This is a genomic window from Mesosutterella faecium (assembly GCF_022809315.2).
GTDB lineage: Bacteria > Pseudomonadota > Gammaproteobacteria > Burkholderiales > Burkholderiaceae_F > Mesosutterella > Mesosutterella faecium.
Map to the genome: position 1 here is coordinate 2,227,866 of NZ_JAKZJU020000001.1, position 14,902 is coordinate 2,242,767.

General features: G+C 67.3%; 13 protein-coding genes. 8 read left to right on the forward strand and 5 right to left on the reverse strand.

Going from position 1 to position 14,902, the window contains the following annotated elements:
• Positions 1-480: 480 nt before the first annotated feature.
• Positions 481-2,028 carry an FAD-dependent oxidoreductase gene (locus MUN46_RS09940; protein WP_243376737.1) on the reverse strand — a complete coding sequence of 516 codons (1,548 nt, stop codon included), beginning with the start codon at positions 2,026-2,028 and terminating at the stop codon, positions 481-483.
• 6 nt (positions 2,029-2,034) lie between these two features.
• The gene (locus MUN46_RS09945; RefSeq protein WP_243376736.1) at positions 2,035-2,385 is read right to left on the reverse strand and encodes a cytochrome c3 family protein; all 351 of its coding nucleotides are present in this window, start codon (positions 2,383-2,385) and stop codon (positions 2,035-2,037) included.
• Positions 2,386-2,611: 226 nt separating this feature from the next.
• Between MUN46_RS09945 and MUN46_RS09950 the strand changes: the two genes are divergently transcribed.
• Genes MUN46_RS09950 through MUN46_RS09960 form a run of 3 tightly spaced genes read left to right on the forward strand, consistent with a single transcriptional unit; the run spans position 2,612 to position 6,511 of the window.
• Positions 2,612-4,444: a sensor histidine kinase gene (locus MUN46_RS09950; protein WP_243376735.1), complete on the forward strand. Its 1,833-nt coding sequence runs from the start codon at positions 2,612-2,614 to the stop codon at positions 4,442-4,444.
• Positions 4,437-5,069, forward strand: a complete 633-nt coding sequence (locus MUN46_RS09955) for a response regulator transcription factor (RefSeq protein WP_243376734.1) — start codon at positions 4,437-4,439, stop codon at positions 5,067-5,069. The genes MUN46_RS09950 and MUN46_RS09955 overlap by 8 nt, the downstream gene beginning before the upstream one ends.
• Complete coding sequence (locus MUN46_RS09960) at positions 5,066-6,511, forward strand: FAD-dependent oxidoreductase (protein WP_243376733.1); 1,446 nt, start codon at positions 5,066-5,068, stop codon at positions 6,509-6,511. Before MUN46_RS09955 ends, MUN46_RS09960 begins: the two co-directional genes overlap by 4 nt.
• Positions 6,512-6,577: 66 nt before the next feature.
• Here the strand turns inward: MUN46_RS09960 and MUN46_RS09965 are convergent, their stop codons facing one another.
• Together MUN46_RS09965 and MUN46_RS09970 are read right to left on the reverse strand one after the other, a co-directional pair.
• A complete protein-coding gene (locus tag MUN46_RS09965) occupies positions 6,578-7,480 on the reverse strand; it encodes a universal stress protein (protein WP_243376732.1) in 903 nt (300 codons plus the stop codon).
• Positions 7,481-7,499: 19 nt separating this feature from the next.
• Positions 7,500-8,432, reverse strand: a complete 933-nt coding sequence (locus MUN46_RS09970; RefSeq protein WP_243376731.1) for a universal stress protein — start codon at positions 8,430-8,432, stop codon at positions 7,500-7,502.
• 311 nt (positions 8,433-8,743) lie between these two features.
• Between MUN46_RS09970 and MUN46_RS09975 the strand changes: the two genes are divergently transcribed.
• From MUN46_RS09975 to MUN46_RS09995, 5 genes are all read left to right on the forward strand, one after another.
• On the forward strand, positions 8,744-10,267 hold the full coding sequence (locus MUN46_RS09975; protein WP_243376730.1) for a phosphoethanolamine transferase: 1,524 nt from the start codon (positions 8,744-8,746) through the stop codon (positions 10,265-10,267).
• Between the two features lie 29 nt (positions 10,268-10,296).
• A complete protein-coding gene (locus MUN46_RS09980; protein ID WP_243376729.1) occupies positions 10,297-11,820 on the forward strand; it encodes a phosphoethanolamine transferase in 1,524 nt (507 codons plus the stop codon).
• Positions 11,821-11,897: 77 nt separating this feature from the next.
• Positions 11,898-12,863, forward strand: a complete 966-nt coding sequence (locus tag MUN46_RS09985; protein ID WP_243376728.1) for an AEC family transporter — start codon at positions 11,898-11,900, stop codon at positions 12,861-12,863.
• A gap of 145 nt (positions 12,864-13,008) precedes the next feature.
• Positions 13,009-13,524 carry a nitroreductase family protein gene (locus MUN46_RS09990; RefSeq protein WP_243376727.1) on the forward strand — a complete coding sequence of 172 codons (516 nt, stop codon included), beginning with the start codon at positions 13,009-13,011 and terminating at the stop codon, positions 13,522-13,524.
• Positions 13,525-13,527: 3 nt separating this feature from the next.
• The gene (locus tag MUN46_RS09995; protein WP_243376726.1) at positions 13,528-13,923 is read left to right on the forward strand and encodes an ACT domain-containing protein; all 396 of its coding nucleotides are present in this window, start codon (positions 13,528-13,530) and stop codon (positions 13,921-13,923) included.
• A 46-nt stretch (positions 13,924-13,969) separates the two neighbouring features.
• Here MUN46_RS09995 and MUN46_RS10000 read toward each other — a convergent pair whose 3' ends face one another.
• Entirely contained in the window at positions 13,970-14,887 is a 918-nt protein-coding gene (locus tag MUN46_RS10000; protein ID WP_243376725.1) for a LysR family transcriptional regulator, read from the reverse strand.
• Between the last annotated feature and the right edge of the window lie 15 nt (positions 14,888-14,902).

Below are 14,902 nucleotides of genomic sequence, written 5' to 3' on the forward strand. Positions count from 1 at the left end.
GCCCGTCCCCAGCCGGACGGGCTTTTTGTTGCCCGCAGACTATGGCCAGAGCAGATGAAAGGGCAAGGACGTTCCGGGAGGCCGGCAGGGCGCGCCGCTTCGGGCCGCGGCGCCGCCGGCAGCTTAAAGGCAGCCGCCTGCAGGGCTCTGCCTGCGGTTGATCAGGCGCACGACCGCTTCCCCCCTGCTCCTTTGTCTGTTTTTTTCCATCGCCTGCCTCTTTTCAGGCTTCCGGCCCGCAGGCCTGCGCGGGCCTTCATTTCTTTGCCTATTCAGCCCGGAGCAGGGGTCTCGACCCTGCCTTTTTCCGCCTGAGCAATGCCTGAAATGACTTTTTCAATGCATTTCATGCATGAAAAAAGAAGCCTTTCCGGCGCAAAAAAACGGGACCCCGGAAATTCCGGAATCCCGCTTCGGAAGAGTCCCCGGGGGAGGCGCTCTTTAGGGGCGCGCCCCTTAGGGCCGGGCCTTTCGGCCCCGTCAGACGTCCTTCCTGCCCATCGCGATCTGGCCCGCCATGTAGCCCGAGGTGTGGGCGAAGCCGCAGGCGTTGCCGCCGCAGTAGAAGGCCCCGTGCACGCCCGCCACGGTTTCGCCCGCGGCGTAGAGGCCCTTCACGGGCTTCAGATCCCAGCCGAGGACCTCGAGCCGGTCGGTCACGCGGAAGCCGCCGCACGACAGGTTGTTCCACGGATACATCTTGATGCCGTAGAAGGGGCCGTTCTCGTCGATCTTCACCGTCATGTCGGTGCGGCCGAACTGCGTGTCGTTCTTCTGCTCGACGGCCTTGTTCCACTGCGCGAGCTGGGCGCGCAGCCCCTTCTCGTCGATCCCCGAGAGCTTGCAGAACTCAGAGAGCGTATTGGCGCGGAAGAGGTTCTGGCCCTTCTTGAACTCCTCCTCGACGCGCGCGTCGTTCCAGGAGGGCAGGCCGATCAGCGCGCCCACCTTGTACTTCGCGCGGGTGGCCTCGTAGATCTTCTTGTCCATGAAGACCAGGTGCCAGCCGCCGGGATTGCCCGCGAGGTGCGGCGTGATGTGGCAGATGCCTTCCTTTTCCGTCACGAAGCGCCGGCCGTTCTTGTTGACGAGGATGGCGCCCGCGTTGGTGAAGTACCAGAAGCGGCAGTAGGGGCCGTTGCGGCCGTTCACCACGATGCCGCAGGGATAGGAGGCGATGTACTGCATGTGCGACAGCGGCACGCCGACGTCGCGGACCGCAATGCGCATCGCGGTGCCGTCGTTGGCCGAGCAGCCGATCGACACGCCCTTGCCCGCGACCGACGGAACCCAGAAGTCGAGCGACTGCGGGGTGCCGGTGATGCCGCCCGTGGCGAGGATCACGCCGCGGCGGGCGCGGATGCAGGTCTTCTTTCCGGTGTCGAGGTTCGTCGCCTCGATCCCGGTCACCGTGTTCTTTTTCACGTCGAAGAAGATCTTCGTGAGCGGGGTGCCCTCAAGGATCTGGATGTTCTTTTTCTTCGACTCGCGCACGAGCACGTCGATGTAGTCCTTGCCCTGGTAGCTTTCCTGGCGGATCGCGCGCAGGTTGCTGTGGCCCGGGTACTTCTCGAGGTGGTGCGGGGCGAGCCCGTGGTTCTCGAGCCAGTCGAAGGCCTCGCCCGAGTGCTTGGCGAAGAGCTCCACGGGCTCCTTAAGCGACATGTAGCCGCCGTAGTCCATGATGTCGTGCGCAAACTCCTGCCAGGAGTCCTTCGCATGCTCGCGCTTCTGGATGGCCGAGCCGTAGGCGGTGTAGAGGCCCCCGCACATGCGGGTGGCGGAGTGGTACGGGCTGTAGGACTTGTCGACCACGAGCACGCTGCCGCCCTTTTCCACCACCTGGTTGGCGGCCATGAGCCCGGCGCCGCCCGCGCCGCAGACGACCACGTCAACGGTCTTGTCCCAGCGGGCGGGGGAGGCGGAGGACTGGCTCGCGGCAAAGGCCGGGGCCGCTGCAACGGCCGCGCCGGCGCCGGCTGCGGTGCCGAGGAACTGGCGGCGGGAAAGGTTCTTGAGATTCATCATGATCTTTTACTCCCCTTTAAACGTGCGGTTCGGGATCGCGTGGCAGTCGTGGCAGATGTAGTGGCTCTTGCCGTGCATGGAGTGGCACTGCGTGCACTCGACGCGGCCCATGTGAGAGTCATGGGGGTTAAACTTCTCGCCGGCCCTGGCCGTTTTTTTGGCGAGCGCCTCGTAGCTGCCGTGGCACTTGAGGCAGGTCTTCTGGCCGGGTGCGGACTGCGTCTTCTGGCCCGCGTGGCAGGTTTCGCACTTCAGGGACGCATGCGAGCCGTTGATCGTGACGGCGCCGGCAGGCGCGGCTCCCAGGCAGACGGCCGCAGCAAAGGCCGCCAGGATGGCTTGAGCAGGGAATCTCATCTTTGTTCTTCCTCTGGTCTGCTTCCGGGGGACTGGGCGCGGCGTCGGCGGAAGCGGGGTCATGTTATCTTTCTTTTGAGCCAGAGCTGCGTGGCGGCCCATCTGGCTTAAGCAAATCTTAAGGACGAGGCCGGGCGCGAAACTACCTCCAAAAGGAGGTGGACGAAAAGACGTCCCGCCCTGCGCCTTTCCTTTTTCTCCCGCGGAGCGAAGCGCTTTTTTGGGCATGAAGAGAAATCCGACAACACGATGGCTTGCGGCGGCGGCCGCTGCGGCCCTGGCGCTTGCCTGCACGCAGGCCCCGGCGGCCCCGCGCGGCGCGCCGGAGCCGGAGCGCACCGAGGTCCTGATCGGGGTGATCGGCTCAAACGACCTCGGCTTCCGCTCGGGCACCATCACGCCCACGCTGCGGCACCTTGAAAAGAGCCTGCCGCGCTACCGCTTCCGCATCGTGGACATTCCCTCCCACCAGGCGGTCGACCTGATCCACCGCACCCGGCCCGACTTCATCGTGGGGCCCTCCGACGTCTTCTTCACCCTCATCAACACCGCGGGCGCGCAGGCGCTCGTCACCCGGAAAAACGTCTGGGCGCGCGACGGCGGCGCCTCGGTGGGCTCGGCGATCGTGGTGAAAAGCGGCAACAGCTCGATCCGCACCCTCGCCGACCTGCGCGGCCGGAAGATCGCCGCCTCGCTGCCCGACTCGCTGGGCGGGTGGCTCGCCTTCACCGGGGAGCTCGCCCGCGCGGGCCACGACCCGGCCACTTTCATTTCCGGCGCGAACTTCCTCTCCTACGAGTACCCCGCGGTCTTCGAGAGCGTGATCGACGGGCGCGCCGACGCGGGCATCCTCACCGCCTGCCAGCTCGAGTCCGCGGAGGCCTCGGGGCTGCTCGAGCCCGGGCTGCTGCGGGTGATCAACGAAAAGGACGACGGGGCGATCGCCTGCCGGCACTCGACCGGCCTCTACCCGGGCCAGACCTTCGGGGTGCTCGACTATTCGCGCCCGGAGCTCGTGAAGGAGATCGCGCTCGCGCTGCTGTCGATGCCCCCGCAGCCCACCTTCTCCTGGCAGATGGCCGGACAGTTCCACGCCGTGAGCCGCCTCTACCAGGACCTGCGCATCGGGCCCTTCGCCGAGAAGCCCTGGACGCTCGAGGACTTCATCCGGCGCTACTTCTGGTACTTCGCCGGGGCCCTGGGGCTCGCGCTTTTTCTCGTCCTCAACGAGATCCGGCTCAACCGCCTGGTCGCCCGCCGCACTTCGGCCCTCGAGCGCTCGCTCGAGGAAAACCGCCGGCTCGCCGACACCGAGCGGCAGGCGCGGGAGCGGCTTTCGGTGCTCGAGCGCCGGTCGCTCGTCTCGCACATGGGCTCGATGATCGCCCACGAGCTCAAGCAGCCGCTCGCCGCGATGCGCAACTACTGCGAGGTCGCCCGCATCCGGCTCGAAGATCTTGACTCGCCGCCGGTCGAAGAGCTCCTTCTCGCGCTCTCGCGCGAGGTCGAGCGGGTGAACGCGATCGTGGACCGCGTGAGAAGCTACGCGAAAAAGACCCCGCAGTCGCACAGCCCGGCCGACCTCTCGGAGGTGGCGCGGCGCGCCGCCGGGAACTTCAGGAACTACCAGGAGTACGCGAAGGTGCGCCCCGCGCTGCGGCTCGAGCTCGAGCCCGGAGCCCGGGTCGACGGGGACGCCCTGGAGCTTGAGATCCTGGTGCTCAACCTGATGAAAAACGCAGCGCGCGCCGAGCAGGGAACCGCCTCCCCCGAGATCCGCCTGCAGGTGAAGCGGACCGCAGGGGGCGTGAGGCTGCGGGTCGAGGACAACGGCCCGAGGCTCACCGACCAGCAGTTCGAGCGGCTGCAGCACGCCTCGGACTCCACCTCCGCGGAGGGCCTGGGGCTGGGGCTGCCGATCGTGCGCAGCATCGCAGACGCCCATTCGGCCGACCTTTCCGTCACGCGGCTCGACCCGCAGGGGCTGCGCTTTGAAATCCTTTTTGACGCGTCCGCGCAGGCCCCGGCCGGCGGCGCCCCGGAGAACAGCCATGGCTGACCAGCCCCTCATCCGCATCGTCGACGACGACGCCGAAATCCTCCACTCGCAGCGGCTGCTGCTCGAGACGCTCGGCTGGGAGGTCGTGGCCTATTCGAGCGGCGAGGAGTTCCTGCGGCACGACGCGCTGCGCCGCCCGGGCTGCGTCGTGCTCGACGTGCGCATGCCCGGCATGACCGGGCTCGAGGTCCAGGAGGAGATGGAGAAGCGGGGCGCGGCGCACATCGCCGTCATCTTCCTCTCGGCCCACGGCGACATGCCGATGGCGGTCCACACGATGAGGCACGGCGCGGCCGACTTCCTGCAAAAGCCCGCCGACCCCCGGTACCTGCTCGAGCGGGTGTCGGCCTGCGTCGCGCGATCGGTGGCCAAAAGCGACCTCGAGGCAGAGCTGCAGCGCCTGCGCGGGCTCTACGCGGCGCTCTCGCCGCGCGAGCGAGACGTCGCCCGCTGCATCGCCCGGGGCCTTCGCAACAAGGAGATCGCCCGCGAGCTGGGGATCGAGGAGACGACCGTGAAGATGCACCGCGGCAACGCGCTGCTGAAGCTGCAGGCCCGCACGAGCGCGGACCTGGTGCGGATTTTCACGCTCCTTGACATGAAGGAGAAGGAGGCCTCGCTTTGAAACGAAGAGCGCTTGTGGCAGGGCTGGCCTCGGCCGCCGCCCTCGGGGGCGGCCTGGGGGCCGCCGGGGCCCGGCCCCAGGGCCCGAGAAGCGACGGCCCGGCCGACGTCCTGGTGGTGGGCTCGGGGCTTGCGGGGCTCTCGGCCGCGGTCTCCGCGCGCGAGGCCGGGGCCGCACGCGTCGTCGTGCTCGAAAAGGACTATCTGCTCGGCGGCCACTCGGCCATCGCGAACGGCTACTTCGCCGCGGTGCGGCTCGGGGGCCGCAGCCGCGCCGAATACGAGCAGGCCGTGCGGGCGATGATCGCCGACATGAACCAGACCGGCCGGGGCGCGGGCGACCAGCGCCTGATCGAGACCCTCGTGCGCGGCACGGGCCCGGCGCTTCAGTGGCTGTCGCGCCACGGCGTGGTCTGGATGGACTCCACCTACGAGGCGCTCGGGGGGCTTGCGCCGCGCTGCTACGTCTCGAGCTTCGAGCGCGGGGGCTACGACTTCGTGCGGGCCTTGAGCCGCGCGGCGCGGCGGCTCGGGGTCGAGATCCGGTTTTCAAGCCGCGCGACCGCGATCGCCCGCAGCGGCCCGAACCTCGTCGTGACGGTGAACGGCCGCACGCCGGCCGCCGCCCGCTCGGTCGTCCTCGCGACCGGGGGCTTCGGCGACAACCCGCGCATGCGCATGAAGTACGACCCGAGGCTCACGGAGGACATCCGCAGCACCGCCAACCCCTACGGGGAGGAGCACGACACCGCGATGGGCGACGGCATCGCGCTGGGCGAGTCGCTCGGGGCGGCCCTCGTCGACATGGACCAGATCCTCACGATCCCCTACTCGGGCGGCAGGCTCACGAACTACGTGGGGGCCGACACCTACCTCACGCGCGAGGGGCGGCGCTTTGTGCGCGAGGACGCCCCGATGGACGCGATCTCGGAGGCGGTCTGGAAGCTGCCGACCCACGACTTCTGGGTCGTCACCGACTCGCAGTCGGCCAAGGGCGCGAGCCGCAACGTGAAGCTGATCAAGGGGCTCGTGAAGACCGCCGACAGCCTCGAGGAGGCGGCCCGCGGCATGGGGATCGACCCGTCCCGCTTCAAGGCGGTCATGGCGCGCTACAACGAAAGCGCGAAAAGCGGCCGGGACCCGGAGTTCGGCCGCACGATGTTCACCCAGCAGATCATCCGCCCGCCCTTTTACTACGGGCTCGAGAAGCCCTACGTCCACTTCTGCAACGGGGGGCTCCTCTTCAGTCCCGAAGGGAAGGTGCTCCGCGCCGACCGCTCGGTGGTCGAGGGGCTTTTCGCCGCGGGCGAGGTGACCGGGGGCGTGCACGGGCGGGGGCGGCTCGGGGGCTGCTCGCTGCCCGACTGCGCGGTGTTCGGCCACATCGCGGGCCGCAGCGCCGCGGCCCGGGCGCGGCGCCTGAAGGCGGGGCGCCGGGCGTAAGGACGCCTGAAGCCCCCGGAGACTCAAGGCCCCCGGGGGCTTCATGGGCGAAAGGGCGAAGGGGCGTCAGCCGCGCACCACCAGCAGCGGGATCTTCCCCTCGGCCGCGACGCGGGTCGCCACCGAGCCCATCACCGCGGACTTGAAGTTGCCGTAGCCGTGGCTGCCCATCACGATGAGGTCGAGCCCTTCCTGCGCGCCGTACTTCGCGATCGCGTCGCCCGCCATGCCTTCGAGCTTCACCTCGCTCGCCGCGGCCCCCGCTTCCTTCAGGATCCGGCGGGCCGGCGCGAAGGCCTCCTCGTACTCTTCATCCTCGAGGGCCCGCAGCTGCTTCTTGTCCTCGTCGGTGAGGGTCATGTAGCCCGCGGTCTCATAGGCCTTGATGCCGTCCATCCCCTCAAAGACATGCAGGAGAAAGAGCTTCGGGTCGGGCCCGAGGAGGGCGAGGTGCTTCACGACGCAGGAGGCGGCCGCGTCCCCGGCGCTCGAGCCGTCCAGGGCGATCCCGACCTTCATCCCCGAGGCGGGGCCCGCCTGGCGGCCGCGCACGAGCAGCACCGGCACGCGGGTCTTCGAAATCACCGAGGTGGAGACGGACCCGAGGAAGAGCTTCTTCACGTTCGAGAGTCCCTGCGCGCCCATCACGATGAGGTCGGGCCGGATCGACTTCACGGCCGCGGCCACCGCGTCGGCGGGCCGCCCCACCACGACCTTCTCCTCGGCGTCGATCCCCTTCGAGTGCAGGATCTTGCGCAGCGGCGCGAAGACCTTTTCAGAGGCCTTCGCCACGAACTCGTCGAAAGCCTCCCGGGCGCCGTTCTTGAGCAGCGCCTCGCTCCAGGGCATCTGGGCGTTGAGCAGCATGACGCGCGGCTTGCTGCCCAGCAGCTTCGTCCTCGCCGCCACGAACCTCACCGCATAGAGGCTGTAGAGGCTTTCATCGACCGGCAGCAGAATCTTCAGCATTTTTTTCCTCCCCGCCCCCTCAGGCCGGCACCACGAGCATCGGCACCTTGCCGTCGGCGGCTACGCGCGAAGTGGCCGAACCGAGCAGAATCGACTTGACGTTGGAGCGCCCGCGGGTTCCCATCACGATGAAATCGAGCTTTTTCTTCGCGTACTTCGACAGGGCGATGCCCGGGTCGCCCGACAGGCACACTTCCTTCACGGGAATCCCGGCCTTCTCGAAAATCGGGCGCACCGGCGCCATCGCCTTCTCGAAGGCTTCCTTTTCGAGCCCCGGGAGCTGCTTCTTCAGGTTCTCGAAGTTCATCTCGGCCTCTTTCGTCTCGGCCGGGGTCTCGGGCAGGGGGCTCTCTTCCGGATAGGAGTACGAGAGCTCCTCGAAGACGTTCACCACGTTGACGAGCCGGAAGGCCGCGTCCGCGCCGAAGAAGTCGCGGTGCGCGGCCACGAACCGGGCCGCGGCGAGGCTCGTCTCCGAGCCGTCGACCGCGATGCCCACGCGCAGGCCCTCCGTCTTCGGGGCCTCCTTGTCGCGGATCACGAGGACCGGCACGTGCACGCGCGCGAGCACCCCGGTCGTCGCCGACCCGAGGAAGAGCTTCTTGAAGTTGTCGAGGCCGCGCGAGCCCATCGCGATGAGGTCGGCCCCGAAGATGCGGGCCTCCTCGGCGATCGACCCGGCCGGCAGGCCGATCACGGTCTTTTCGGCGGGCTCCATGCCCTTGGCCTGGAAAATCGCGCGGGCCGCCCCGAAGACCTTTTCGGAGTCATCGCTGTAGAGTCTTCCGTCGGGATCCCGGCCCCGGATTTTGGGCAGCATGGCGCCGTAGTACGGCTGGACGTTGAAAAGCTCGACTTCAGGCTTCTGCCCGAGCAGCCCGATGCGGTCGGCGACAAACTGTGCGGCGCCCGTGCTGTAGGCGCTGCCGTCGATCGGAAGCAGAATCTTCATGGTGGCTCCTCCTTGTCTTGGCCAGGCCCTGCAGCAGGAGAAGACCGCCCCGCCGGGGCCGGCGCATGTGAGTGGATTGATCCGCAAAACGCGGGTGAATCTCTTAATTAGAAGTATATCCCATCCTATGGTGCGCGGCCCGGCCATAATCTCGAACATATCCGGCGGGCGGCGCCTGAAGGGCCGACCGGGGCTCTCCGGGGATTTTCAAAAGGGCCCGCCTTCACTAAGATAGGGGCTTCTCCCGACCCCGTTCCGGCCTCCGGAGCCCTCTCCTTCTGGGAAGGCTCCTTCAAAGTGCGCTTTTTTTAATGAAGCTCAATCCCGAACTCCTCCTGCCCGCCGCCCGGGCCCTCCTTGTCTTCGCCTTCGGCGCGGCGCTCTGCTGGCTCCTTCTGAAGGGGGCCGCCTACCCGGTGAGCGCCCCTGAAGTCCTCGCCTTCGCCGCGTTCCTGTTCGTCGCGGCGCGCTCTCCGGCGGTGCTCCGGGTTCTGACCGCCCTCGTGCTCGCGGCCTACTGCCTGTATTTCCCGGTCGGGCTTCGCTACGGGATCGTCTCGGAGGGCCAGATCGCCGCGGCCTTCGCCACCGACGCGCGCGAGGCCTCGGAATTCTTCGGCACGTTCGGGGCGCTCGACTTTGCCTCGCCCGCGCTGCTTGCAACCGGGCTCGCCCTCTTTTACCTCTTCGCCCGCCGCGTGCGGCTCTTTCAAAGCCGGAAGCTTTTCGCGCTCGCCCTTGTTCTCACGGCCGCGGCCTCCTTTGAGACGAAGGCCTTCCACCCCCTCACGCACGCCGTGAAGCTCACGAACCGCGTGGTGGCAGAGCGCGCGAACCTAAAGCACATGGACTGGACGCCCGCCTGGAAGGTGCTCTCAGCCCGCCCCGCCTACAAAAACTACGTCCTCGTGGTGGGGGAAAGCGAGCGGCGCGACTACATGAACGCCTACGGCTACCCGGAGGACGACACCCCCTTCATGTCGAAGGCGCCGGGCATCGTCTACGAGGGCTTCACGGCCGAGGGCGACGGCACGATCGAGTCGCTCACCCGCACTCTCACGCTCCCCGACCCGAAGACCCTGCAGCCCCGCTACGAGTACAACCTTGTCGACCTCGCCCGCGCGGCGGGCTTTGCGACCGCCTGGTTCTCGAACCAGGGCTACGTCTCGCGCTTTGACACGCCGCTCACCGCCATCGGCGAGCGCTCCGAGCGCAGCCGCTGGCTCAAATTCGGCCGGGACGCGAGCCGCAACTACTTCGACTACGAGCTGCTGCCGCTTGCCGAGGCCGAGCTCGAGCGGGACGATCCGCGCCCGAAGTTGATCGTCCTTCACCTGATCGGCTCCCACGAAGACACCTGCGAGCGGGTGAGCGACAGGCTCCCCCGGGTCTCCCGCGTGAAGGACCCGGCCTGGAAGACTCCGGGCTGCTACCTCGACACGATCCGGCAGACCGACGCCGTGCTCGAGCGCCTGCGGGACCTCCTCGCAAAGAAGGGCGAGCCCTGGAGCCTCCTTTACTTTTCAGACCACGGGCTCACGCTCGTGAGGCAGCGGGGCGTGATGCGGTTTTTGCACTCCCCGGTCTCCCGGCAGCAGCGCGACATCCCGCTTTTCCTCACGTCGAGCGACGCAAAGGAGCACCGCACGATCCGGGGCCTGCGCTACGGGAGCTCTTTCCTCGAGGGCTTCATGGAGTGGACGGGCGTGAGCACGCGCGGCATTCCCCGCCCGAGATCTCTTTTCCTCGCGCCGCCCGACGCCCCGCGGGCTGAAGATGAGAAGCTTCGGGCCTCGCGCCCGGACGATCCCCCGGCGGACATCCAAAGCCACTGATCCGAAAGGAATAAAAACAAGTCCGTCCCATGAAGCTCAGTTCTGAAAACCTTCATTGCGCCGCCCGGGCCCTCCTCGTCTTCGCCTTCGGCGCGGCGCTTTCCTGGCTGCTCCTCAAAGGGGCCGCCTACCCCGTGACGGCGGCGGAAGTGCTGTCGCTCGCCGCCTTCCTGCTTCTTGCAGCCCGCGCCCCGGCGGCGGTCCGGGCGCTTGCCGCGCTCGTGCTCGCGGCCTACTGCCTCTACTTCCCGGTCGGGCTGCGCTACGGGATCGTCTCGGAGGGCCAGATCGCCTCGGCGCTTGCCACCGACGCGCGCGAGGCCTCGGAATTCTTCGGCACATTCGGGGCGCTCGACTTTGCCTCGCCCGCGCTACTTGCAGCCGGACTCGCCCTTTTTTACCTCTGCGCCCGCCGCGTGAGGCTTTTTCAAAGCCGGAAGCTTTTCGCGCTCGCCCTCGTCCTCGCGGCCGCGGCCGCCTTTGAGACGAAAGCCTTCCACCCCTTCACGCACGCCGCGAAGCTCGCGCACCGCGTCGTGGTGGAGCGCGGGAACTTAAAGCACATGGACTGGACGCCCGCCTGGAAGGTGCTCTCCGTGCGGCCCGCCTACAAAAACTACGTCCTCGTGGTGGGCGAGAGCGAGCGGCGCGACTACATGAACGCCTACGGCTACCCGGAGGACGACACCCCCTACATGTCGAAGGCGCCAGGCATCGTCTACGAGGGCTTCACGGCCGAAGGCGACAACACGATTCCGTCGCTCACACGCACGCTCACGCTTCCCGACCCGAAGAGCCTGCAGCCCCGCTACGAGTACAACCTCGTCGACCTCGCCCGCGCGGCGGGATTCGCGACCTCCTGGTTCTCGAACCAGGGCTACGTCTCGCCCTTTGACACCCCGGTCACCGCGATCGGCGCCCGGTCCGAACGCAGCCGCTGGCTCAAATTCGGCCGCGACGCGAGCCGAAACTACTTCGACTATGAGCTCCTGCCGCTTGTCGAGGCCGAGCTCGAGCGGGACGACCCGCGCCCGAAGCTCATCGTCGTCCACCTGATCGGCTCCCACGACGACATCTGCGAGCGGGTGAGCGACAAACTCCCCCGGATCTCGCACGTGAAGGACCCGGCCTGGCGGATCCCCGGCTGCTACCTCGACACGATCCGGCAGACCGACGCCGTGCTCGAGCGCCTGAGCGGGCTCCTTCAAAAGAAAGGCGAGCCCTGGAGCCTCCTTTACTTTTCCGACCACGGGCTCACGCTCGCGCGGCGCCGCGGCGTGATGCGGCTTCTGCACTCCCCGGCGGGGCGCGAGCACCGCGACATCCCGCTTTTCCTCACTTCGAGCGACGCAAAGGAGCACCGCACGATCCGGGGCCTGCGCTACGGGAGCTCCTTTGTCGAAGGCTTCATGGAGTGGACGGGCGTGAGCACCCGCAGCATCCCCCGCCCGAAGTCGCTCTTTCTCGCGCCGCCCGATCCCCCGCGGCCTGAGGCCGAGCGGCTGCGGGCCTCGCGCCCCGACGATCCCCCGGCGGACATCCAAAGCCACTGATCGGGCAGACCTTTTTATAATTCCACTCCGGACCTCAAGGAGTAGAATTTCCATTTTTTTCCGCGCGCTGAACCAACATGCTGGACGCATTCCTCAACGGGCTGTCCGCGATCGTCGTGATCGTCGCGATCGCGGGCTTCGGCTACTTCACCGCCGCACGGGGCTGGTATGACGACAAAGGCCGCCAGCTGGTCGCGCGCATCGTGAACCTGTCGATCCCCTGCCTCCTTTTTTACTCGCTCACCTCGCACTTCACCCACGAGGCCTTCATCGACATGCTCAAGATCGTCCCGATCTCCTTTCTCACCGTCGGGACGAACTTCCTCATCTCGGTGCTGCTCGTGAAAAAGGGCATTGTCGACAGGAAAATGGGCGGCACCTTCATCGCCTGCTTCACGACCTCCACGGTGCTTTTCATCGGCATTCCCCTCATCTGGTCGCTCTACGGCAACAAGGGGCTGCCCTACCTCCTCGTCTACTTCTTCGCTAACAGCCTCTTCACCTGGAGCCTCGGGATCTTCAACATCCAGCTCGAGGGAAGCCTGCGGCGCGGCGAGCCCCGCCCGAAGCTGCTCTCGGCGAAAAACCTGAAGATGATCCTCTCGCCGCCGATCCTGGGCTTCGCCGCGGCGGTGATCTTCCTCGTCTTCAGCATCCCGATCCCCCAGCCTCTCGCGATGATCGTGCAGTACATGGGGCAGCTCTCTTCGCCCCTCGCCCTCATCTTCGTGGGCATCACGGTCTACCTCGTGGGCTTCAAGCGGCTGCGGAACTTGAACCGCGAGCTCGTGCTCATCATGCTCTCGTGCTTCCTCCTGCGGCCGGCGCTCGTCGCGCTTTTTTCGCTGCCCTTTGACCTGCCCCCGGGAGCGAGGCAGGCCTTCATCATGTCGGCCACGCTGCCGGTGTCCTCCACGATCCCGGTGCTCGCGAAGGTCTACGGCGCCTCGCCCGCCTTCGCCTCCGAAGCCGTCGGGGTCACGACCGCGGCCTACGTGTTCGTCCTGCCGGTGCTGATCCTCGTGGTGACCCTGCTCTTCTGAAAGCCGGGGGCCGCGCCCCCTGAAAGCCTACGCTCGCGGGCCCCTGCCGCCCGCCCGGAGGTGACCGGCCCCCGGAAATTGGTATAGGCTTTCCATTCCGGGGCCGCCTGAAACAAGTGGCGCGGCCTCTCAGAGGAGAATCAAAATGGAATTTTTCGAAGCCGTTTCCGCCAGGCACTCCACCCGCGACTACAGCGCGGAGCCCGTCGCCGAGGCCTCGCTCAAGAAGATACTGGGCGCGGCCTGCGCCGCCCCCGCCGGCATGGGGCGCTACGACACGCTGCACCTCTCGGTCGTCTCGACGCCCTCGGGCGCCGCGGCGCTGCATGCCCGCATGAACGCGCTTTTCCCGCAGGATCCCCTCTACAACGCCCCGGTCTTCATCCTGGTGTCCTCGGCCGACTCGCCGATGGCGGGAGAAAACGCCGCCTGCATCATTGAAAACGTGCTGCTTGCCGCGGCGGCCGAGGGGCTGTCGGGCTGCTACATCGCAGGGGCCATCCCGAAGATCGCCGAAGACCGCGCGCTCCTGCGCGAGCTGGGCGTCCCCGAGGGCTTCAGGCCCGTGGCGGGCGTGCTGGTCGGGCACCCGAGGAACAAAAAGGAGCTCGCGCTGCGGCGGCCTCAGGCGCTGGACAAAATTCGCATGACGAGGCTCTGAGCCATGGAGGAGAGCGCCCCCGGGGCCGGCCTCGAGCTTCTGGCCTCACCCTACCTCTTTGCCGTGGCGAAGATCGCCGACCCGTCCGAAATAGACTGGAGCGTCCCCGGCACCTTCGTCTCCAGCACCCGCGGGGAGCTCTCGGTCGTGTGCCAGGAAAAGGCGCTGCCCGCTTCCGCCCGGCCCGTCTCCTACGGCTGGAAGATGATCCGGGTGGCGGGGAAGATGCCCTTTGACGCCGTGGGCGTCATGTCGCTCCTTTCCGGGGCGCTCGCCCGCGAGGGCATTCCGCTTCTTGCCTTTTCGAGCTACGACACGGACTTCCTCTTCGTGAAGACCTCCAGTTACAGCCGCGCGCTCGAGGCGCTGGAGAAGGCCGGCTGCAGGGTCCGGCGCTGAAAAAAAAAGGAAAAGCCACGGCCGGGCGGCGGGCCTTCGGCCGCCCCTAGAGGATCGCCATGAAGTCGCGGCGGTTTTCTTTAAGCAGCATCACGAGCTTCAGGGCCGCAGGCGACAGGTTCGCGGTCTTCAGATAGTTGAGGTAGTAGCCCGTGCTCAGGTTGAAGCGCTCCACCTCGACCCGCACGAGCTGCCCCGCCTCGAGCTCCCTTCGCACCGTCATCTCGGGCAGCACGATGAGCCCCATGCCACAGACGGCCAGCTGCTTTGCGAGCTCCATCGAATTGACCGAGCAGCTGCCGGAAAAGTGCGTCTCGCCCTGCTCGGCGAGCCACTCCTCGAGCTTCGCCTGCGAGCGGGCGCCCTTCTCGCGCGTGATGATGCAGCCCTTCGCGAACTCCGAGGGCAGCAGCGGGCGGCCCATCGCGCACCAGCGCGAGCTCGGGCTCGCGAGCACCCGGTAGGGCTCGCTCAGCAGCTGGTACTGCACGAGGTCGCCTGCGCCCACGATGCGCGCGCAGATGCCGAAGTCCGCCTCCTGGCCTCGCACGTCGCGGGCGACCTGCTCGGAGTTGCCGATCCGCAGGTGCAGCTCGATGCCGGGGTAGCGGCGCCGGTACTCCGCAATGAGCGGCGGCAGGTAGTACGTTCCCACGACCGCCGAGGCGCTCACGGAGACGTGCCCGCTCTGCAGCTCGGTGAAGTTCTGGAAGGCGTTGTCGATCTCGCCAAAGAGGTCGAAGAGCCGGCGCGTGTAGTTGTAGAGAATCTCGCCCTTCGGAGTGAGCGAGATCTGCCTGCGCGAGCGGTCGAAAAGCGGAGCCTTGAGCGAGTGCTCGAGCTTCTGGATCTGGCTGCTCACGGTGGGCTGCGTCAGATAAAGCGCCTCGGCCGCCTTGGAGAAGCTTCTGCATCGGGCGACGGCGTGGAAGGTTTTCAGCCAGTCAAGGTTCATAAGGGGCATGGGAGTGTCGGTCCG